Source organism: Paenibacillus violae, from assembly GCF_032461945.1.
Lineage (GTDB): Bacteria > Bacillota > Bacilli > Paenibacillales > NBRC-103111 > Paenibacillus_E > Paenibacillus_E violae.
In genome coordinates this window covers 45,954-67,964 of record NZ_JAWCUD010000002.1, presented here as the reverse complement: position 1 = coordinate 67,964, position 22,011 = coordinate 45,954, and the positions used below count along the sequence as shown (strand labels likewise).

Annotated in this window: 19 protein-coding genes and 1 pseudogene; 18 read left to right on the top strand and 2 right to left on the bottom strand. The window is 41.1% G+C overall.

Annotation, left to right across the window (positions count from 1 at the left end):
- Positions 1–25: 25 nt before the first annotated feature.
- From RQP52_RS07265 to RQP52_RS07180, 18 genes and pseudogenes are all read left to right on the top strand, one after another.
- Positions 26–274, top strand: coding sequence for a hypothetical protein (locus RQP52_RS07265; RefSeq protein WP_315950506.1), 249 nt, complete (start codon positions 26–28; stop codon positions 272–274).
- 332 nt (positions 275–606) lie between these two features.
- Positions 607–1,464 carry an NAD-dependent epimerase/dehydratase family protein gene (locus RQP52_RS07260; RefSeq protein ID WP_315950505.1) on the top strand — a complete coding sequence of 286 codons (858 nt, stop codon included), beginning with the start codon at positions 607–609 and terminating at the stop codon, positions 1,462–1,464.
- A 181-nt stretch (positions 1,465–1,645) separates the two neighbouring features.
- Positions 1,646–1,882 carry an NUDIX hydrolase gene (locus tag RQP52_RS07255; RefSeq protein WP_315950503.1) on the top strand — a complete coding sequence of 79 codons (237 nt, stop codon included), beginning with the start codon at positions 1,646–1,648 and terminating at the stop codon, positions 1,880–1,882.
- 328 nt (positions 1,883–2,210) lie between these two features.
- On the top strand, positions 2,211–3,020 hold the full coding sequence (locus tag RQP52_RS07250; protein WP_315950501.1) for an ElyC/SanA/YdcF family protein: 810 nt from the start codon (positions 2,211–2,213) through the stop codon (positions 3,018–3,020).
- A gap of 50 nt (positions 3,021–3,070) precedes the next feature.
- Positions 3,071–4,192, top strand: coding sequence for a hypothetical protein (locus RQP52_RS07245; protein ID WP_315950500.1), 1,122 nt, complete (start codon positions 3,071–3,073; stop codon positions 4,190–4,192).
- A 128-nt stretch (positions 4,193–4,320) separates the two neighbouring features.
- Positions 4,321–5,031, top strand: coding sequence for an MOSC domain-containing protein (locus RQP52_RS07240; RefSeq protein WP_315950498.1), 711 nt, complete (start codon positions 4,321–4,323; stop codon positions 5,029–5,031).
- A 323-nt stretch (positions 5,032–5,354) separates the two neighbouring features.
- The gene (locus RQP52_RS07235) at positions 5,355–7,286 is read left to right on the top strand and encodes a fructose-1,6-bisphosphatase (protein WP_315950497.1); all 1,932 of its coding nucleotides are present in this window, start codon (positions 5,355–5,357) and stop codon (positions 7,284–7,286) included.
- A gap of 119 nt (positions 7,287–7,405) precedes the next feature.
- On the top strand, positions 7,406–7,702 hold the full coding sequence (locus RQP52_RS07230) for a phasin family protein (protein ID WP_315950496.1): 297 nt from the start codon (positions 7,406–7,408) through the stop codon (positions 7,700–7,702).
- A gap of 6 nt (positions 7,703–7,708) precedes the next feature.
- Positions 7,709–9,385, top strand: coding sequence for an ABC1 kinase family protein (locus RQP52_RS07225; protein ID WP_315950495.1), 1,677 nt, complete (start codon positions 7,709–7,711; stop codon positions 9,383–9,385).
- A gap of 441 nt (positions 9,386–9,826) precedes the next feature.
- On the top strand, positions 9,827–11,740 hold the full coding sequence (gene thrS, locus RQP52_RS07220) for a threonine--tRNA ligase (protein ID WP_315950494.1): 1,914 nt from the start codon (positions 9,827–9,829) through the stop codon (positions 11,738–11,740).
- Between the two features lie 77 nt (positions 11,741–11,817).
- The gene (locus RQP52_RS07215; RefSeq protein ID WP_379174436.1) at positions 11,818–12,015 is read left to right on the top strand and encodes a GrpB family protein; all 198 of its coding nucleotides are present in this window, start codon (positions 11,818–11,820) and stop codon (positions 12,013–12,015) included.
- Between the two features lie 202 nt (positions 12,016–12,217).
- Complete coding sequence (locus tag RQP52_RS07210) at positions 12,218–13,120, top strand: DUF2167 domain-containing protein (protein WP_315950492.1); 903 nt, start codon at positions 12,218–12,220, stop codon at positions 13,118–13,120.
- 52 nt (positions 13,121–13,172) lie between these two features.
- Positions 13,173–13,802 (top strand): hypothetical protein, encoded by a 630-nt coding sequence (locus RQP52_RS07205; protein WP_315950491.1) that lies wholly within the window; start codon positions 13,173–13,175, stop codon positions 13,800–13,802.
- A 383-nt stretch (positions 13,803–14,185) separates the two neighbouring features.
- The gene (locus RQP52_RS07200; RefSeq protein WP_315950489.1) at positions 14,186–14,593 is read left to right on the top strand and encodes a hypothetical protein; all 408 of its coding nucleotides are present in this window, start codon (positions 14,186–14,188) and stop codon (positions 14,591–14,593) included.
- 346 nt (positions 14,594–14,939) lie between these two features.
- Complete coding sequence (locus RQP52_RS07195) at positions 14,940–15,887, top strand: helix-turn-helix transcriptional regulator (RefSeq protein WP_315950488.1); 948 nt, start codon at positions 14,940–14,942, stop codon at positions 15,885–15,887.
- 73 nt (positions 15,888–15,960) lie between these two features.
- Positions 15,961–16,506 carry a DinB family protein gene (locus tag RQP52_RS07190; RefSeq protein WP_315950487.1) on the top strand — a complete coding sequence of 182 codons (546 nt, stop codon included), beginning with the start codon at positions 15,961–15,963 and terminating at the stop codon, positions 16,504–16,506.
- A gap of 270 nt (positions 16,507–16,776) precedes the next feature.
- Positions 16,777–17,287: pseudogene (locus RQP52_RS07185) on the top strand (GNAT family N-acetyltransferase).
- A 342-nt stretch (positions 17,288–17,629) separates the two neighbouring features.
- A complete protein-coding gene (locus RQP52_RS07180) occupies positions 17,630–18,964 on the top strand; it encodes a hypothetical protein (RefSeq protein ID WP_315950485.1) in 1,335 nt (444 codons plus the stop codon).
- A gap of 279 nt (positions 18,965–19,243) precedes the next feature.
- Here the strand turns inward: RQP52_RS07180 and RQP52_RS07175 are convergent, their stop codons facing one another.
- Positions 19,244–19,855, bottom strand: a complete 612-nt coding sequence (locus tag RQP52_RS07175; RefSeq protein WP_315950484.1) for a CAP domain-containing protein — start codon at positions 19,853–19,855, stop codon at positions 19,244–19,246.
- A gap of 564 nt (positions 19,856–20,419) precedes the next feature.
- The gene (locus RQP52_RS07170; RefSeq protein WP_315950483.1) at positions 20,420–21,823 is read right to left on the bottom strand and encodes a YcdB/YcdC domain-containing protein; all 1,404 of its coding nucleotides are present in this window, start codon (positions 21,821–21,823) and stop codon (positions 20,420–20,422) included.
- Between the last annotated feature and the right edge of the window lie 188 nt (positions 21,824–22,011).

The following is a 22,011-nucleotide window of genomic DNA, read 5'->3' as shown; positions in this document are numbered from 1 at the left end:
ATTTTATTCAAGGAGGAAGAATAAAATGGCTAATATAAATATTAACTCACATCTTAAAGATATTACACTTGATGAACAAGGGAGAGTTGTCATTACTAATGACGTAATTGCTCAACAATTAGAGAAAGTCGGTGAAATGATAAAAGCAGGACATTTTGCAACAGAGGGTGATGATACAAATAATGGTGCTTGTATACCAATAAAAATAAATGTTGGTTGTCCCAAAGGGGACGTTATCAAGATAAGAGAAGAGGTTATTTTTAATCGTCTCTAACTTTTCATTTATATTGATACTCCTGGCAGCCGAACAAATCGGCTGCTTTTTTCGTTGAACTAATGAGCAGGTTTGATTAATTATTTCGCGAATAAACAAAATGAGCATAACAAACTAATGTTAGCATTAAATCAATATGCTCTCCATTCAACTGGGGAATATGAAAATTAAAATTTAACAGAAGAGAGGTCATCTATTTTAATCGATTGGAACGTTTGTTCGCTAAGCTATAAAACGTGGCTGCGGCGAAATTGATCGGCAACCTCATTAAGCAATTGGACAATAGAGCCAGGTATTAACTGAATTTGCAAATTAATTGGGAGGAAAAATCCATGAGAATTTTTGTTGCTGGGGCTACTGGAGCTGTCGGACGTATTTTGCTTCCAAAATTGATTCGCGCAGGTCATGAAGTAATTGGAATCACGCAAAGTGAGAGTAAGAAAACCATAATCGAAAAAACGGGAGCAAAAGCAATAATCGCTAATGTCTTTGATCGTGAGTCCTTACGATCCGCATTAGATGAATCTCAACCCGAGGTTGTCATTCATCAATTGACTTCTTTGAGTAGCCGCAATTTTTCTGACAATACAAGGATACGTATAGAAGGCACACAAAATTTAGTCGATGCCGCTATTTCGGTTGGTATCAATCGCATCATCGCACAAAGCATCTCTTGGGCATATGAACCGGGAGAGGGACCGGCAATCGAAGATGAATCCTTGCATTTAACGGCTGAGGAACCTCGAAAATCGACAATTGATGGCATTTTAGCATTGGAAAGTGCTGTGTCAAAAATACCGCAACATGTAATTTTACGCTATGGAATGTTCTACGGTCCAGGCACTTGGTACGAGCATAATGGATTTATGGCAAATCAAATACATCAAAGACAGATACCCGCTACCGAAGGGGTCACTTCTTTTCTTCATGTGGAGGATGCCGCTGAGGCAGCACTTATGGCCTTACAATGGCCTTCTGGACCAGTGAACATTGTCGATGACGAACCAGCGAGAGGAATTGACTGGCTTCCGGTTTATTCACAAGCCTTAGGAGCACCTATCCCTGAAACTTCTTCGAATAGCAACACTTGGGAGCGAGGGGCATCGAACAGGAAGGCCCGAGAGGAGTACAGCTGGAAACCGCTGTACCCGACATGGCGGACAGGTTTTAGTGTCAGTCTGGCTAGATGAAATCAATTCAATGTTAGAACATTGATGAACGTAAGTTTAATTAACGAGGGAGCAGATCGCCATATGGCAGCTGTTCCCTTATTTCGTTGACGCAAAGGGAGATTAGTGTGGTCAACTTAAAACTATTTCCACTAATTTCCGTCTATAATTAAGTAGTCAATATTCATAAGGGGGCATGACATTGCCTAAGTTAATTGGCGCAGCAGCAGTTATTTTAGATTCTGAGGGGAAAGTATTATTGGTAAAACATAGCTATGGCAAAAATAATTGGGATCTGCCAGGAGGAAAAGCTGAGGAGGATGAATCAGCGCAGGAAACTGCAAAAAGAGAGGTTCACGAAGAAGTAGGGTTAAAAGTCAGTAATGCATTAGATCACGAAAGACAGCATCTTTTCCATACTGTGGGTCCAAGACAATAGATTGAATAATTGATTGTTATAGAACGTTAGAGCAAAACAAAAAGCAGTGTCTATCTATCTCTTGAGGAGAGTGTGAAATTGAAATTTTTGAATAACGGATATTTAAATGGATTATATGCTGTATTATTAGCCGTGATATCAATTTTCACAGGGGAAATCGTAACTTTTATTATGCTCGGATTCGTATTCATGGCTTTATTGAACATTAACTCTACATTGCAAAAGATACTACATAAAAAAGATTAAGACTACTAATCTATAGAATTTGGTTCTTAGCTAACGAAATAACAAAAAAGATATATCAGTAGGTATGTATGGAGGTCAATAAATGGATCTACATAAAATTGCAAAGAACATAAATTTATTAAGTGACTTTCTTGGAATAAGAGATATAGACACATTAACCAGTGATGCTCTAGAAGAAAAATATCAATTTTCACAAGCGGATTTACTAATATTATTCGGTGCTAGTATAGTATATGGTTGTGACGTAGTAGGTGAAGCCATTTCTAACAATATTGCCAAGAATTTTATGATTGTTGGTGGAGAAGGACACACAACAGAAAGCTTACGAAGAGCTGTCCATAGTGTTTTACCCGAAATAGTAACTACAGGCAAGATGGAAGCAGATATTATAAGTGAGTATATGAAACGAAAGTACGATATTGACAATATATTGATTGAGCGTAATTCAACAAATTGTGGAAATAACATAACTTACGCATTAGATGTTATAAAACAAAATAATCTTTCCCTAAACAATATGATTATTGTTCAAGACTCAACGATGCAATGTAGGATGGATGCTGGTTTTCGTAAATATCTCCAAGATGCAAGAGTTGAAGTAATAAATTTTGCTTCGTATAAGGTTAGGGTTGTATTAAAAAATGAAAAATTGGTATTTGAACCGTCAGATATTTGGGGTATGTGGGAAATAGAAAGATATATTTCATTATTATTGGGAGAAATTCCGAGATTATTAGATGATAGTAATGGATATGGCCCTAATGGAAAAAATTTCATTGCACACGTTGATATTCCTAACGATGTATTGAAAGCATTTGAAGAATTAAAAGTGGAATATGGAGATTTGGTGAGAGTTGCAAATCCTGTGTATGCTTCAAAAACGCTTGATTAACGGTAAATTATAGCTCCATTACGGTAACTGGGGGATAAGTACAATAAAAGATGAAGCAGCTTGTTTGTTTGGGGGTTATAGTTGTACTGCTGAGTTCTTGTGTGACTGAGAAATTGCAGATTTCTACTAAGATCGAATTGGAAGAAAACTCAGATATTATCTTGGATTCATCGAATAGCTGGACTACCAGTCGATTGGAGGGAATCCATGGTGTCGGCTGGGTCTCCAATCATGAGATTGAGTTTGTCCAATCGGTGAAAATCGGGACAGACGAACATCATGAGTCTATATTCAAAAATACGAGGGGGATTAAGGATATTATCTCTGGAGAAGTAAGAGGAGAAAAACCTGACATTTCCTACGATATCTATTCAGTATCTCCTGATGGCAGGCATATCTATGTGAAGTTGAATCATATGGAAGATGAGAAACTGGTTGCGGAGCATCGGATGCTCAGCCGCGATGGTGGAGAGACAAAGGAAATAGCTAATCAGGCGATTGCTGGCAGCGCCATATGGCTGGATAATGTGCATGTATTATATACGGGTGGAATTGGTGATGGGGGCGTCGTGCAGATTGACCTGCAGGGGAATATTACGCCGATGCCTGCATTAAGTAAATTAATGGAACATAAGGATACGGGTACCAGAAACATAGAGCAAGTAACGAAAATAGGTGAACGTTTATATTTTGTAGAAGGTAGTGAATTTAGTTATATCGAGACGTCGCATCTGGATAATCCTGTAATTCATAGGTTATACGATAAGAGCGTAAATCGATTCTATCCCGCGCCAGACGAAAAACAAATAGCTGTTGTAACGACAGAGGGTAGCCAATTCGGCAAGACAAAAAGTGAGCTTCTACTCCTTGATCCCGATGGAAATTCTATAGGTAATCATTTGGAGTCGGGGGAATATTTCAACAGTATATCTTGGTCACTAGATCAATCGAAATTGACTTATGTAGTGATGAAAGAATACCCAAAGAAATATGAGGTCCATGTGGTCGATATGAAGAGTGGCGAAAATAAGATGATTTACAAAAGCGGCAACCGAGCGGCGAGCAGCGAAATGTACTGGAGTCCAAACAGTAAACTAATGATGTTCATAGTTGACCGATCCCATTCAACTTTGGAATCTAAGCCCGATACGATTATTTATGAGTTCAAATGATCCTCTGGTTATAGCTAATGGAACATTAAAGTTCAGTGACACAGACTAGATTGTAACTTCGAGGTGAAGAATGAACCATGTTGTTGATTTAACTAAAAATATTGTTATGTTATGGAGGCGAAAAACTTTTGCTTGTTGGAGAAATTAGTGAAATAACACGTTATCCTGTAAAATCATTTGCCGGAGAAACTTTGGACGCTTGTAGAGTGGATACATATGGGTTGTTTGGAGACCGTTTCTGTGCTTTTTATGATGAAACAAAAGAGGGTTGGAATCGTTTTATTACGGCTAGAGATATCCCTAAAATGAGAGGTTATACGGCTAGACTACTTAATAACGAAATAAGCGTTACATCTCCAAACGGAGAAATTTTTAGCTGGAATGAAGAACTTTTAAAAGAAATTCAAAGATACACCAATAGAAAAGTATCTAAGGCGGACTATAAAGCCCCAAACCCTGAAGACCCCAAACTTATGTCTGTTGATCTTGCTAGTATTCTTATTATTACAGATTCTTCGTTACGCAGACTTGAATCGATATGGGGAAAGAAATTAGATAAACGCCGGTTTAGAGCTAACATTATCTTGTCATTAAATGAAAATAATTTTGATGAAACGGATTGGATTGGAAAGCAATTATCCTTTGGGGATGTAAAATTAAAAGTAGAATCTAGTTGTGAGCGATGTTCAATAATTACGCTTGATCCCGATACACTAGAACGTGATGTCACTCTGCTAAAGAAAGTAAATGAGCAAATGAATTTATGCTTTGGTTTATATGCATCTGTTATAAAGCCAGGTCAAATTTGTACTGGTCAGAAAGTTTATTTAATTGAATAAGCTCGAATTACGAGGAACATTAGTTTATACATTTCTGTTAAACTATTTTATTAAACCTAAATTAGGAGCGGGCTGATTACATACAATGTAGATTGTAGAACTTTATATTTCTTAGATTTTAGCTCCATAGCCTGTTGCTATGGGGTATTTTTTATCTATTGAACTATCGGCAGAGAAGTTCCATTATATGGTATATTTAGGTTTGATCAAATAGGTGCTTATTGTTCCATTCAATTCAGGGAAATCTAATACCAATATTTTTCCTTTACCGTTTACACTAAGAATAATACATCACCATATTTCCTTGAAGGGGGACATTTGTTTTGGATGCACAGTTTCTAGATTTATTGGCTCTGGAATATGATACGGAAGAAAAAGTTGTAACAGAAATCATCAACCTTGAAGCGATCTCCAATCTTCCCAAGGGAACTGAGCATTTTGTCAGTGATTTGCATGGGGAGTTCCAGGCTTTTCAGCATGTATTAAGAAACGGTTCGGGTACCGTAAAAGAGAAAATCAAAGCCTTATTCCGTGAGGTTTGGACGGAGCAAGAAATCAATGATTTTACGGTGTTAGTTTATTATCCGGAAGAAAAAATACAATTGGTTAAAGCGGATTTATGCAATAATCAAGCCTTGAATCGATGGTACAGACACACGATTGAACAAATGCTTACGCTCATATCTAATTCCTCATCCAAATATACGCGTTCAAAATTGCGTAGAGCTCTGCCGGAGCAGTTTGTATATATTGTAGAAGAACTTTTATACAAGACGGATACGACCAACAATAAGGACCCTTATTATGAGGAAATATACCGGCAAATTATTTCCTTGGGCCAGGCGGATAAGCTCATTATCGGGCTTGCTTATACGACCCAACGCCTAGTGGTTGACCATCTTCATGTGGTCGGAGATATTTATGACCGCGGGCCTGACCCCGATAAAATTATGGACACGCTGATCAATTATCATTCTGTAGATATTCAGTGGGGGAACCATGATGTCCTATGGATAGGCGCCTATGCGGGTTCCCTAGTCTGCCTTGCGAATATTATCCGGATCTGCGCCAGATACGACAATCTGGACATCATCGAAGACGTATATGGCATCAATCTTCGCCCATTGCTGAACTTGGCAGAGAAGTACTATCATGACAATCCGGCCTTCAGACCGAAGCTGCAGACCGAGCATAACAGTTCGGAGCAGGAGATCCTGCAAATTACCAAAATTCATCAAGCTATTGCCATGATCCAGTTTAAGCTTGAAATCCCTATTATCAAGAGACGGCCATTCTTTAATATGTCTGAAAGGCTTTTGCTTGAGCAAATCGATTACGACAAAACTGAAATAAAAATAGGCGGTAAAACGTACCCGCTGGAAAACACCTGTTTCGCGACCGTAGATCCGCAGCAGCCTGCAAAATTGTTGGAAGAAGAACAGCAGGTGATGGAAAAGCTGCTGTTCTCCGTTCAGCATTCCGAAAAGCTGGCCCGGCATATGAATTTTTTTATGAAAAAGGGCAGTCTTTATCTAAAATACAACGGAAATTTGTTATTTCACGGCTGTATTCCTTTGGATGAAGAAGGAAATATGGAAGAAATGCAAATTGAGGACAAGACGTATTCGGGCCGTAAGCTGCTCGATGTTTTTGAATATTATTTACGTTACGCCTTTGCGCATCCAGAAGAGACGGATGATCTGGCAACGGATATGGTGTGGTACATCTGGACAGGGGAATGTTCCTCGCTATTTGGAAAGAGAGAAATGACCACCTTTGAACGATACTTTATCCAAGACAAAGAAAGCTATAAAGAGAGAAAGAATCCTTATTACCATTTGCGTGAAAATGAGGAGATCTGCCGGAAAATCCTGCTGGAGTTTGATTTGAATCCGGATCATGGACATATCATAAACGGTCACACACCAGTTAAAGAAATTCGTGGAGAGAATCCCGTTAAGGCAAACGGGAAAATGGTGGTCATTGACGGCGGTTTTTCCAAAGCCTATCAATCCACAACGGGCATCGCCGGATATACATTGTTGTATAATTCCTTTGGCATGCAGCTCGTTGCCCATCAGAAATTTAAATCTAAAGAAGACGTGTTATGTAACGGCACGGACGTATTGTCTGTAAAAAGACTGGTGGATAAAGAACTGGAGCGGAAGCTGGTGAGGGAAACCAATGTCGGGGAGAATCTGCTGCAGAGGATCTCGAATTTGAAGAATCTCCTGGAATATCGCTACATGAAATGAAACAACGTTTTTTTACGTTTGAAAAAAGAGATTATCTTTGATTTCTACTCCGCATACATACCATTGGCATCTAATGGAAATCATAATGCTTAATAATTGTTTGTAGAGGAGTGTTGTAAATGAATGATTTGATCAAAAATGCAGTTTCGCTCGGTCTGGGAATCACGATTGTGACCAAAGAAAAACTGGAAAACTACGTTAAAGAGCTTGTGGTAAAGGGAGAAGTTGCTCCTGAGGAGTCGAAGGCTTTGGTGGCAAAGTTGATCAAGAAAGGGGAGGAGCAGCAGGACGCTCTTAAAGAAATCGTACGCGTACAGCTTCAGAAGCTGCTGGTTGATTTGCACCTGGCGACTGAGGATGATATTAAGCGGCTAGATCAGCGTATCGACCAAATGGAACACAAGCTACAGGCATAGTTGATTATGAGGAAAAGGATACGGCAGTTTCAACGATACCGGGATATTGTTATTGCTTTGGTTCGCCATGGGTTTGGCTTCTTGGTAGAAGAGTCAGATCTGCTGCAGCGTCTTCGTATTCCAATTCGAAGATTTCGAGTGGATGACGATGCAGACCGTAAATCGCTTGGACTGCGAATTAGGGATGTCGTTGAAGAACTCGGTCCAACCTTTATAAAATTGGGACAGATCGCCAGCACCCGTTCTGATCTCCTCCCGGAAGACATTGTTAAGGAGTTGGAGAAACTTCAAGATGATGTGAAGCCCATCCCTTACAAACAGGTACAAGATATTATTGAGGCTGAATTAGGCCAAAGTATCGAGACTGTTTATGAGCGCTTCGAGGAGCAGTCACTTGCAGCGGCATCCATCGGGCAAGTGCACCATGGCGTGCTCCACACTGGAGAACGTGTGGCTATCAAAATCCAACGACCTCAAGCCGCAGAATCAATCCGAATCGATCTCGAGATTCTAGCTGATCTGGCTGCGATAGCCGAGCGACGTTTTGCATGGGCACGCCGAATTCAAATGGAGGTCCTCATTGAGGAATTCGGCAGATCGCTCTTAAATGAGCTGGATTATACCAAAGAGGCTAGAAATGCGGAGAAAATAGCTGAGCAATTCAAGCATGTAGCCCATATCTACGTGCCGCCGATTTATAGCGATTACAGCTCTAAAAAGGTTATGACAATGCAGTATATCGAAGGTATTCGGCTGTACCAAGAGGATCAACTCATCGCACATGGGTATGACCGGGCGCGAATTGCCAATCGACTCATTCAAGCATTGTTTCATCAGATATTCGTTGAAGGTTTGTTTCACGCCGATCCTCATCCCGGGAACATCGTCATATTGCCGGGCGAAGTGATCGCTTTGCTTGACTTTGGCATGGTGGGCCGGCTTACGGCGGAGTCCAAATTTCATTTTTCCTCATTGATTATTGCTCTTATGCGCCAGAACACCGATGGGGTGATTAAAGCGATCTACCGGATCGGGCTTATTGACGAGGAGCTTGATATGGCGGAGCTGCGTTATGATATTGAGGAGCTTAGAGAGCGATATTTCGGAGTCCCTCTTAGTCGTGTAAGCCTGGGGGGAATCGTCAACGATCTGTTCGAAGTGGCGTACAAGTACCATATTCGCATTCCGTCGGATTTCATCTTATTAGGGAAAACGCTGATAACGATTGAAGGGGTAGTCACGAAGTTAGATCCTACGATCAGTATCGTAAAGATAGCGGAACCCTTCGGCCTCCAACTGCTGTTGGAACGACTGCGCCCGAAAAATCTGACAGCAAGTTTACTTAAAGATGTCACGGATTATGGGTCTTTGCTAATTGATTTTCCAAGACAGTCCCGAGAGTTTTTTTCACAGATAAAAAAAGGGAAACTGCATATGAATATTAGCGTCACTGATGCCTACGATTTCCTGCGCAAGCTGGATCGCATTGGCAATAGGATCACATTCGGCATCGTTCTCTTGTCCTTCAGCCTCATTATGATGGGACTCATCATCGGCTCTTCCATTGTTGGCCGGAAGCATTATTTCTTGCTCAACGTGCCAACCATTGAAGTTGGGTTTATACTGGCATCCTTAATGAGTCTTTGGCTGCTTTTTTCGATTTTTAAATCGGGCAGATTCTAGATAAAGAACTTCGTCAGAGCTTGAAACTTTTATATAATAATTCTTTCCCTTGACCTTCAAGAGCGCGACTATGTAATATTAAACCAGTTAACACAACATAAATAAGGCATTGACCAAAGACATGATTTCCTTCACGAACTGTCCAGAGAGAGAAGTTTAGGCTGAAAGCTTCTCCTGTTACCGGCTGTGAAATTACCCCTTTGTAGCCGTGTCGTTGAACCCGTCGATCTGTTCGTCGCGGCAGTAAGCGTCACCGTCTTATCCCCGATACTGGATACCAATAAGGATCTTGTAACTGCTACTTTGGAGAACAGCCAAAGCATGACATGTTGAAGGTCAAATTAGGGTGGAACCACGAGCTGAACGCACTCGTCCCTTTGTGGGAGAGATGCGTTTTTTTGCGTTCAAAAATAATGAATAACTAGAAATGGAGGCTAAATCATGGAGATCAATGTATCATTGCCAGATGGAAGAATTAGGAGGTATCCACAAGGTACGATAATCGAACAAGTGGCGGAATCTATTAGTCCAGGATTGAAGAAAAATGCGGTAGCTGGAAAGATCAATGGCAAACTCGTTGATCTTGATCACCCGATTGAGCCTAATAGTCTTGTCGAAATCGTTACTCTTGACAGTAAAGAGGGCCTGGAGATATACAGGCACAGTACGGCGCATTTAATGGCCCAATCGATTAAACGCATATATGGAGATAGGGCAGTCAAGCTCGGAATTGGACCGGTCATCGAAGATGGATTTTACTATGATATTGATATAGAACAACCTCTGTCTATTGATGATCTTGCAGCTATTGAAAAAGAGATGGAGAAAGTAATCCAAGAGAACCTGCCAATTGTTCGCCGGGCTGTCAGCCGCAGTGAAGCAATTACAGCTTTCGAGGAGCTCGAAGAACCATTAAAATTAGAACTCATTCGCGACCTGCCAGATGATGCCGTCATTACCATTTATGATCAGGGTGAGTTTTTTGATCTATGTCGGGGGCCGCACCTTCCCTCTACTGGTCGGATAAAGGCGTTTAAGCTGATGAATGTGGCGGGAGCCTACTGGCGTGGAGATTCTAATAATAAGGTGCTGCAGCGCATTTATGGGACTTCATTTCCCAAGAAGTCACAGCTTGAAGAGCATTTGCATGTTATTGAAGAAGCCAAAAAGCGTGACCACCGAAAGCTTGGTAAAGAGCTTGAATTGTTTATGTTCTCTGAAGAAGCACCTGGAATGCCGTTCTTTCTTCCAAAAGGGATGAGCATTCGTAATGAGCTTGAGAACTTTGCGCGTGAATTACAGAGACAGCGCGACTATGCTGAAGTACGTACACCGCTTATGATGAATAATCGTGTTTGGGAGCAATCGGGACACTGGGATCATTACAAAGATAACATGTACTTCACGAATGTTGATGAAACAAAGTTTGCACTTAAACCGATGAACTGCCCGGGACACATGCTTATTTTTAAAAACAGCTTACGTTCCTATCGGGAATTGCCTATACGTCTTTGCGAATTCGGCCAAGTTCACCGCCATGAACTTTCCGGAGCGCTTAACGGAATGATGCGGGTCCGTACCTTCTGTCAGGACGACGCACATCTGTTCGTTTTGCCTGAACAAATTGAGGATGAAATTAGCCGTGTCATTGCCTTGATTGATCATGTTTATCAAGTACTCGGCTTTAAGTACAAGGTCGAGCTATCTACCCGGCCCGAAGATTCGATGGGTTCAGAAGAGCTATGGCAGCAGGCTGAACAATCTTTGCAAAATGTCCTGGATAAACTTGGTATCGATTATCATGTCAATGAAGGCGATGGGGCATTCTATGGACCCAAGATCGATTTTCACATTTTAGATGCGCTTAAAAGGAGCTGGCAGTGTGGGACCATCCAACTGGATTTCCAGATGCCCGAGAAATTCGATCTTTCTTACATCGGAGAGGACAACCAGAAGCACCGGCCAGTCGTTATACATCGTGCTATTTATGGATCTATTGAGCGATTTATCGGCATGTTAACCGAACATTTTGCCGGAGCTTTCCCGCTATGGCTTGCGCCCGTCCAGGTGAAGTTACTGCCGGTTTCGGAGAACTATATCGACTATGCCTTGCAAGTGAAGAAAGCACTGGAAGAGACAGGTATTCGGATTGAAGTAGATGTGAGAAATGAAAAACTCGGGTATAAAATTCGTGAAGCCCAACTAGAAAAAGTACCGTATATGCTCGTTCTCGGTGAGAATGAGAAGAATTCCGAAAGTGTGTCCGTTAGGAAACGGGGCGAAGGAGACCTTGGATCAACAAGTATCCAAGAGATTATTGGGCAAATTAATGAAGAACTACGTGCAAAAAAGTAAGTTGCAAACCGATCACAATGATAAATTCACCCTCAGGAGGGTCATTTGAGTGAACGTTATAGGATAACTAGCAAAACATTATTCGCCATTTGGCGGTTAGGGATTATCTCCGAACGCATCCCGATGAAGTAAATTGTTTTGGGGCTTTAAAAGAAAGCCTCGCCAAACAGTTCCCCAGGGACATTGAAGCATATATGGATGGTAAAGATGCGTTTGTTAATGAGCTGGAAAGTAAAGCGTTAAATTGGTATAACAAGCGGGGAACGTTGAATTAACAAAGGTAAAGAGCGAATGGCTCGAGAAAATGAAATTAACATACTTGTACTAGAGGCTGCCGGCATGATTGGCAGCCTTTGGTACGTTAACGGAATCTATTTCCACCTATCTCCTTTATCTCCTTTATGAAAATTTAATTTTTCACATTTTGGATTATTTTGTATGATCAAGTTAACACATTTATAAATTGGAGGCGTAATTTTGAAAATACGTGTACTCAGCATCCTAGTAATACTCTTGCTTAGCACTCAAACGAGTGTTTTTGCAGAAGAAGAACAATCCAAACATACTTATAATTGGGTTTCAGGTGGAAAAAATGTAGAGCTAGGAAAAATAGCAAGCTTGGATCTTGGCCAGGATTTTGTTTTTCTAAATGGTGAAGATACAAAAAAAATGATGACGGACTACAAGGATATCCCTTCAGGACGTGAGATTGGCAGTGTGTATCCGACAAACCCTAAGGAGCAATGGACGGTAATTTTTGAGTATGATGAATCTGGGCATATCAAGGATGATGAAAAGAAAACTATTGATGATGCTGCCATATTGAAAAGTTATAGTGATAGTACGGAAAAGGCGAATGAAAAGCTTCCATTAGACCACCAACTTCATGTAACAGGCTGGGATGTAAAACCATTTTATGATGAGAAAACACATGATTTAACATGGTCGATGGGCGCGGAAGACGCTAAAAAACAACCACTTATAAACTACGATGTCAGGCTTTTGACACGCACAGGTTATATCTCGGCTATCCTCATTTCGGATCCTTTGAGCCGTGAACATGATAAACAAGTCTTGGCTTCTCAAATCCTTCCTAAAATTTCGATGGTTAATGGTCAGAAATATGAAGACTTTAACAGCAGCACAGACAAAGTATCTAAATTCGGTTTATCCGACTTGATATTGGGGGGAGCTGGTCTTGCTGTAGCTAAAAAAGTTGGACTACTTGCTGGCGGTTTACTGTTACTGAAAAAGTTTGGGGTATTTATCGTTATTGCCTTGGCGGGGAGTTGGAAGTGGATAAAGAATTTAATCACGACCAGAAAAAGAAATCCGAACGCAAACAGTTCTGAAATCAGTGAGGAAAAGCATCAGGTATAGACCTGAAGAATGTTTAAATTGTTTTAGTATTGAAATTTAGGAGGAACAAATTATGAGTGAATTCACCGCAGGAAGCTTGATACGAAATTCATATCGCGACACAGTCCAAAAACATAATCCCCTGCTTGTCGAAGAACTGAATGAGCAGTGGGCCGTGTTTTTCACCTCAGGGACAGGTGTCAGCGAGATCGTTCCGACAGATGTTACGGGGATATCGCAGCATCTGCCGGTGCTGTACTTCTACAATTTTGAGGATCATGGCTGGGGCTTCACCCTTCTTCATCAGGGGGAAGCCGTTTCTACGTTCGACTTTTCGTATGAGCAAGAGGAGGTCGACCTCATGAATTATGTCCGGGACAAATTTCCGGATCAGGATGAGGTAGAACTACTATATATTAGCCCTGATTCAGAGTCCTTTAGAGCGTCCATGATTATGGAAATGGAGCAGCAACGAAGCGGGATTGACCGGGTCCAGGCAATGCTGAGGCAGCTGGACGTGGAAGCTTTTAAGCTTTTCGAGCTCAGCACCGAGGAGATGGAGCAGCTTCGACACCTTTTCGATGCGGAGACCATCGCACAACTCAAGCGCCGACACGCCATGGTGGATGACTTCAAAACCATTCTGGGTATCGAAGAGATGAGTTGGCTCCGCGCAGATCGATTGGAGCAGCTTGATTCATAAAACTTAAATGATTAGCGGAAAAAACGACCAGTTCTTTACTTACTCTGGCCAAAACGAGGATCTTGTTAAGATCTATAATTTCGCTGAGTGGTGTTATTATCAATATCGAAGAAGTAACTATTTATATAAGGCTATCTGTGTTGGGTTTTATGAACATTTAGTTGTCAATGAAAGTACTAGAAGAGAGATATCATACAAAGTTAATCCGGATATTTTCGAGAATGTTAAAACGTTATTCGAATGGATGTTACGCAATAATAAAGGGCTCTATGCTCAGGAGGAGTTGCATTGAAGCAGCTCTTTTTTGATTTCATCATTCATATAATGGAGATACTTTCGATGTGTAGTTAATATTGATTGTAGAGTTAAGGGAGCTACTGTAAATGTACAAACTAACTTTGATTGTCATAGTGTTTTTAACTATTATCACTTTAGGGATATTTTATTCGTTACCCTTGAACCATCCATTCCCAGTTGCTATAGAAGATGTTGAAAAGATTGAGTTTCACGAGTTAGGAAAATTAAATGCGCGTGAAGCAACTTATGAAGAAACGAGACAAATCATTGAATGGTACAACGCCATGCATTCGTTTAAAGCAAATAGTACTTTAGCAGGTACAACACCAAACGCAGGAATAAGTATTAGTTTGAAGTCAGGAAGATTAATAGGTATTACAGCATTAGGTCAGAGAGGGAGAAACCTTGAATTTCAAGCCAAAGGTATAGAATACCCTTATTTTGCAACGCAAGATGATTTGTATAAGTTGATTCTTTCTATTGGTGGACCTTAGAACATCTTTTAAATAATCATATTAAAACCATATATTATAAAAGAATGGGGCACCGTACGATGAATATGTCTTTTCAATTAGAATATCGAGGCTGGCTAGATATAACTTTTCGTAATGAAGAGAAAGAATTCCTAATTCCAGGATCAACCAAACTTCTGCTGAATGTAGTAGGATATATGGTTAGTAAGGGTTATATAGCCAGCGAGATCTCGCTGGCTTTTTTTATATTTTCATAAAAAAATTCTTAGGAGGAGTTTTCGATCGGCTGTCAATTTCATGCTAACGAGTAGTTTGCTGTGGTAGAATGAGTAGATGGAGTGACAGGACGGACACGGGGGGAACAGTAATGAACAAGACCGATCGGCAGCTCGCTATAATGCTTGAGCTACAACGGAGCAAAGTATTGAGAGCAGAAGATTTGGCATCTATATTTGAGACTAGCGTGCGGACGATATATCGGGACATACAAGCTCTAAGTGAAATGGGTGTTCCGATCCTTGGGGCTCCCGGGCAGGGTTACTCCCTAATGGAAGGATATTTTCTTCCACCAGTCGGGTTTTCTGCTGAAGAGGCAGTAACCATGCTTATGGGTACTGACTTTATCGAACAGAGGTTGGATGGCGATTATGCAAGTGCAGCTCAGGCGGCACGACGCAAAATTGAAGCTATTCTGCCAGAAACAGTACACGATGAGTCGAAGCGCGTCCGGGAAACAATGCGGCTTCTTCAGGCCCGCGAGCCTGTAACTAACTTGAGGGAAAAGGACTATCTCGGACAAGTGAGGCGGGCAATTATGGAGCGCCGCAAATTACTTATGACGTATCTGAAAAAAATGCCGGAAACAGACGGCAATCGGAAGAGTACGCGTGAGGTCGCTCCATATGGATTGGCGCTTATTCAGGGAAATTGGTTTTTGATTGCACGTTGTGACTTGCGGCAAGAAATTCGGCATTTCCGATTGTCACGAATGACAGAACTAACCGTATTGGAGGATCGCTTTCTCACTCCAAATGGATTTAATCTTAACAACTACCGTCCGTCAGACGACCGTAACATACGGGTGTTGGTTCTGGCTCATCCTGAAATTGCGGACAAAATCGCTGAGACTTGTCATTATTATATGGAATCGACTGAGGAGCGAAAGGACGGTCTTATTGTCAACTTTCTTGTCCGACAGCCGGAGGAGCTGCTGTCTTATATCCTCGGCTGGGGCGGGGATGTCGAGGTGTTGGAACCGGAGTCTCTCCGACATCGGATTCGGGAAGAGGCCGAAAAAATCTTAAAACGCTACTGACACGCTATTGTCAGTAGCGTTTTGTTATATTTGGATTATATCCAAGAATAAATAATGAGGAGTTGTTTGATTCATGAGAAGTACAGCGGAAGCATTACAGGCATTTGAGACAATAATAGGACGTTATTTAATGGAACTGGAAAGCCTCGATATGGAGCAGCTGATAAAAAAGCCGAACGAAGAGGAATGGTCGATTGGTCAAATGTATATGCATCTAATTCAATCGGCACAATTCATGCATTTGCACAATGTTGATCAATGTTTGGCTGGAAGCGAAGCAACAGTAGGCACTATGGAGGAAAAAACGGAAAGGGGCAAGGGAGCCTTTGAACTGGGAAGTTTTCCTCCTGTGCGGATTCAGGTACCTGCTTCACCGCAATATACCCCGAAACAGCCGGAGAGTAAGGAGCAGCTGAAGGAAGGATTTCTCAGTATCGTAGAGCGGATGAAAAATACTGAACCCACTTTGAGTAAAGTACCCGAGAGCAGAAAAATTCTTCATCCTGGATTCGGCGCACTAAACGCCAATGAGTGGTTTTTGCTTATAGAGATGCATTACAGGCATCATTTATCGCAGTTGGAGCGTTTGAAGAACTTTTGGGAAATAACGTATAAGTAACTATGGAAGAATTGGGCGACGCGATGCAAGTTCTTGTCATCAGTCAACTTGTCGGCTGACAAGAATATAGTCCCATTTCTTGCCGCGTAAACGCAACCTTTTATGTAGCTAAGGCCCTTAACCCTTGTGGTTGAGGGTTTCTTGTTCTGAACAGTAAAAGGCAGAAGGGTTGGGCAATCACTCTATTGAGAAAAATTTCTTGGGGTACGAGGTCGATCTTTTTTTGTTATAATTATACATATCCTATCTAATCGTCTGGGGGAAGCTACCTTGAAAGTACTAGAAACAGAACGGCTGATTCTTCGGCAACAATCAATTGAAGATGCGGTTTTTATCCTTGAGCTATTAAACGATCCTTCTTGGATCCAGTACAATAGGCGATAGAGGCGTGAGAACCATCGATGAAGCGCGTGAGTATATTTTAAACGGTGCTCTAAATATGTATGCCCGTTTGGGTTTCGGGTTTTATTTGACAGAGTTGAAAGATGAAGGTATTCCGATCGGCATCTGTGGTTTAGTAAAAAGAGATTTTTTAGAAGATGTAGATGTTGGATTTGCTTTTCTTCCTAAATTTTGGGGGAAGGGATACGCCTATGAGGCTGCTTCCGCAGTGATGAGTTATGCGCAGTCCGTTTTAGAGTTAAAACGCATTGTGGCTATTACCTCTGAAGATAATCATACGTCGGCCAAACTACTAGAAAAACTAGGTTTGCATTTTGAAAGCATGATTCGATATGAGGGTACAGATGAAAAAGTCCGCTTATTTGCGATTAACTTCTAAAATAGATATAAGATAAAATTGAATAATACGACTGTAAACAATTGTACGAGATCAAGAGATGTTTTTTCATTTGATAAAAGCTACTCTCAGAAGAATATCTCGCTGAATCAAAAACTATCTCAATATCGATTGTCAAGAATATAGACCGATAAACATCCGCAGAAACTGCGGTTTTTTATTTTATCTGAACAAAACGTAAAACAACTGCATTAATTCGTAAGAGTATGAGAAGGCTGCCGGCATTGAACATGGTTTTTTCTGTTTATTGGGAAAGAATGACAACTTTTTTCGATTTTCATAGTCTAACGACTTAGAATGAATGTCGAGATGGAGGCAAAGATCATGAGAAATCGATGGATTGCTGTGATGCTATTAGTTTGCGGCTTCGTTATGTTGGACGACCGGTGTCGAGCGGAGGCTAGTTTAGAGCTTCCTCATCCAGGTGAGGATACGATTACTTTACTGGAGAATACTTCTGTTTACGGTGATCAGCTGAAAGAGGTAGGGTTGCTGGGGCCACAGACGTTGAAAATTTTAAAAACAAGGGAGGTTCGATGGGGACATGGCGAGGGCTACAAAAGACCAATTTATTTAGTCTCCACATGGCTTGGTGATCGATGGATTGCTCCTAATCGTGCTCTACTGGGAAACCCGCAGCCGTTCGTGAAGAAACTCGATCTCAGTGGGATCGAATCGCTCTATAATGATCCTCTGCTGACAGAGCCAAGTGGCGGGCAATTGGCGCCTCAAATTGTGACCACGAAAGCGAAATGGGATAATCTTTATTTAATAGAAACGAGATCTGGGGACAAATGGATTCGTCCTATAAATCCTTTTTTAGAAGGGATAAGAGAAGTTCAGGAGGACGTGGAATTGTTAAATCTCACACCACTGATGCGACATCCATATGGTTTGGAAACAGGCTCCAGTCTATCACCACAAACTGTAAAAGTTAAAGAAGTATGGAACAATTGGCATCAAATCGATTCCTGGCTAGGGCCTGTCTGGTTTAAATTGTACGAGGCGGATGCGGTAGATGCGCGCCACATTTTGGATGTCAACTTTGGTTATCAGCACATAGATGAAAAAGATCCTAAGCTGACACATATGACTGTAAACGTAAATCTTGGCCCGAAGTGGCGTGAAGTCAATGAAGCTATGACTATCGATTTTAAGTTCAATTGGTATAATAAAAATGGAGAGCGAGTCGCGGCCTCTAGAACAGGTCGCGTTGAGCTAAACGGTGCTGAGAAGCACTCTGTTGATTTATTGGTGGATGGCAGCTTGGATCAGTGGTATGCTTACGCAACGGTACAGATCGTTAGGATAAACGATAAAAAAGCCCCTGAACTTGATGCTTCTGCAGCAATGGACATCGTCGATCCTGAGCATCCCAAATTTCGGCTTGGAAATGTAAGTGTGAGACAAGACGGAGAATTTAGTATTATCAATGGGCAGTTTGAGCTTGATACGAAGGGGTCGCATCAAGTGAAAGGACGAATCACTTTCACGGATCAAAAGAGTCAAGTGATGGGAACGGTACCGCTTGAATTGATTACCGATGCTGATAATCCTAGTAAAGGGATACCTTTTTCATTCGAATGTGTCTTCTCCGGCAATTTGAAGTACTACGCAACCGTTAAGCTCGAAGTCGATTCGATTACTTCGCTGAATTAAAATACAAAGTAGATCGCCAGGCGGTCCTGATATTCCGCTCGATGACGTATGGAACTATTTGAACGTGTTTACTCGGTGGAATTTTATTTCCTGCAGTAAGTGCGCGAAGTTATAAGATCGGATGGTTAGCTGTTTCCTTTTTCCTTTCGAGTAAGAAATAAGGGAATAGCTAACCAATATAATGAGGCACTTCATGTAATTTCATAACTGTGTCGGATGACAAGAACATGATAACAATCCGCGGCGCGTTCTGCACTCTTTTTTGAAGTCCTTGATCTACTAGCCAGTAAATTCCTGTACCCACTCGCCGTTATAGTAAGCTATTCCGATTTGGGTGTAGCTGCTATTTAGGATGTTGGCACGATGACCAGGACTGTTCATCCATTGGTTCATCACTTCCGTCGGGCTTGTCTGGCCTTTGGCGATGTTTTCCCCTGCAGAGTTATATGTGACCCCGAATGCAGTCATCATATCAAACGGGGATCCATAAGTCGGAGACTGATGATCAAAATAATTATTGTTGTACATATCCTGAGCCTTAGCCATTGCTACTTTCGATAGACTACTGTTCAAACTAAGGGAATTCAAGCCTGCTTTCGTTCTTTCTTGATTCACAAGATCCAAGACTTGCTGCGCAGATTGGGAAGGATTTACGGACTCTTGCGGATTGGCGGACTGTTGTGGATTTACGGCTTGATTCGCTGGGCTTTCTACCGGTGAATAATTGCTTTGGAACCAATCCAGCCAATTCGAAGCTTCATTGGGTGCTTGTTTAATCGTAATCGGTGAGTTCCCTGCACCCGCAGTAGAAATGGATGAGGCTTGAGTTAAGGTTGACGATGAAGCAGCATTAGGAGCATGAGTTTCAAGCTTCGTTTGTTTAGCATTCATTTGATTGTTTGTCGAATTATGACTCGAACAACCTGAAACTAGTAGTAATGCTGCTATTATGACCAATGGTTTAATAACAATCCCTCCTAAACCGTCAAAGTGTAAGGTTATCAAATAAAGGTTTTGTAAAGTTCCATTGTTTTATTCAGATCACAATTAAATTAGACCCGAATAAAAGATGACTTAGCAGCCCGACTTCTTTTTCTTCGGGGGATATCGTTGATGGTCCGGACGTACCGGATTCCTCAGATCACAAATAGAGTCAAATCCTCTGAAGAAAAAGTGGTTTAATGACAGACTCATTCTTTAAAAAAGGGAGTAATCCCTCTTGAATATAGGTTTTCCACTAACTTATGGTGATTTTTAGTTTATTTTCATTAAATTCTTCAATTGGACATTAATCTGAATATAAAAATATATAGTATTTTCGTAGTACCGATTACCTCGCTAATTATCTCTGGGTAAAAATTGTTTTATTGTTCGGTATGAAATGAATAAATGCAAAAGACGCGGCTTAAGAAGCCGCGCTTTTGTGAGCAAGCAAATGGGATAGCCTCTACACAATTATTTCCTCGATTCGATTTGATTTACAGTAAATAATTTTCCCGTTGAAAAGTCCCTCCATACAGCATCTTTTGCATCCAAAAAATAATTATTGTAGCTGGCTTTACGTACAAGGGAATAAACCAGAACAGGCTTTACCGGATCTTCCGTAATCGTAACTAGATTAGTCTGAATGATCTCATCCTCCTTTTTGTTAATCAGGTTCAACGGAGGTGTATAGTAGGTTGGGATTACATCGTACGCTTTCAGAAGCATTGATTTTAGTTTTGGTTCATCGAACTGTGGGATGTCTGCAGGTAATGTGCCTTTCAAGGAGTTGTTAACTGAGATAACTTCGCCGGATTGAATGTCGATCATAATGGAGACGTGTCCGTAATAAATCCCAGATAAATTTGCAGTATAAATCAACAAGTAAGCTTTATCACCCATTCGTGTCGGCAGCGTTAAAGAAGATTCTTTGATTGAATACAGCGTGAGTGCTGAAGCCACTTGCGGTAGCACTTTTTTAAGATAATCACCTGATATTTGCTTAGCCTCATCCTCGACGATAAGGTGTTTGCCCTCTAGTGGACAACTATTAGAAAAAGAAGTTAACTCGCCGGTGCTCAGTTGTATTTCCACAGAAGACGAGCAGTATTCCGTTCCTATTGGTTTTCTCCAGATTACTTTCCAAAAGGGTCCGCTTAAATTGCTATTGAGTCCTTCGACTACCTGATAAATAAGTGGATTTAGTGCATTTGTTGGAATCACAGCTAGCTCGCTCGCTCTCTTCAATGCTTTCTCTGCGCTGTCGACTGGTTGTACGATCTCTTTGTTGGTTGATGACATCTTCGTATTTTGTTCTAAAGCCGGTTGATTCATGCCGCCGTGGACTTTTCCGGTAACTGCATCGACTTGCCAATTATCCGATAATACAGTTTCATAAATGCCTATTTTCTTTTCGCCTTTGTTTAATTGTTCGGGGAATACTTGGGAGAACGTCGGAACCAACTGCTCGGTGAACTTCGCGCGTGCCTCTTCTACTGAAATTACAGGCTCGCTTTCTGGAAGTTGAACGTTTTTGTCCCACAAAATTTGTTTGTCTACAACCTTCCCAGTTTTATCGATATCAAGATTGATATAGTTACCTGGATACCGAATACCATCAATGGCTCGGATATAACGAATATTGTAAAAATTCGGTTTTACAAACGTATTCTCTTGATAGTCAACAAACATGAGTTGATCTTTCGCAAAAGGGTACTCCTTTTCGATATATTGCGTCGCATACTCTTGAACCTGAATCTGAACCTGATCGAGCCTGACTTCAGATGTTTCGGCATTCGCCGCCAATACTACATTGCTTGCCAGAAGTAATGTAAATAGGCTGGCCAATACAAAGCAAGTGTTTCGTCTCTTTTTCATAAAACCTCCACTTTTTGGGATTTTTATATCATAAATGTTAGACGTAATTATTTCCAATTAGTTTCTTTCATTACATATAATTTCCAAAAAAATTCCTTCCACAAGATCAAACCAATTAATGGATTCATTTGATCACTCCTATTACATTTCAAACGGTAACCCCTAAGCCTCTTGTCTTCCACACTATC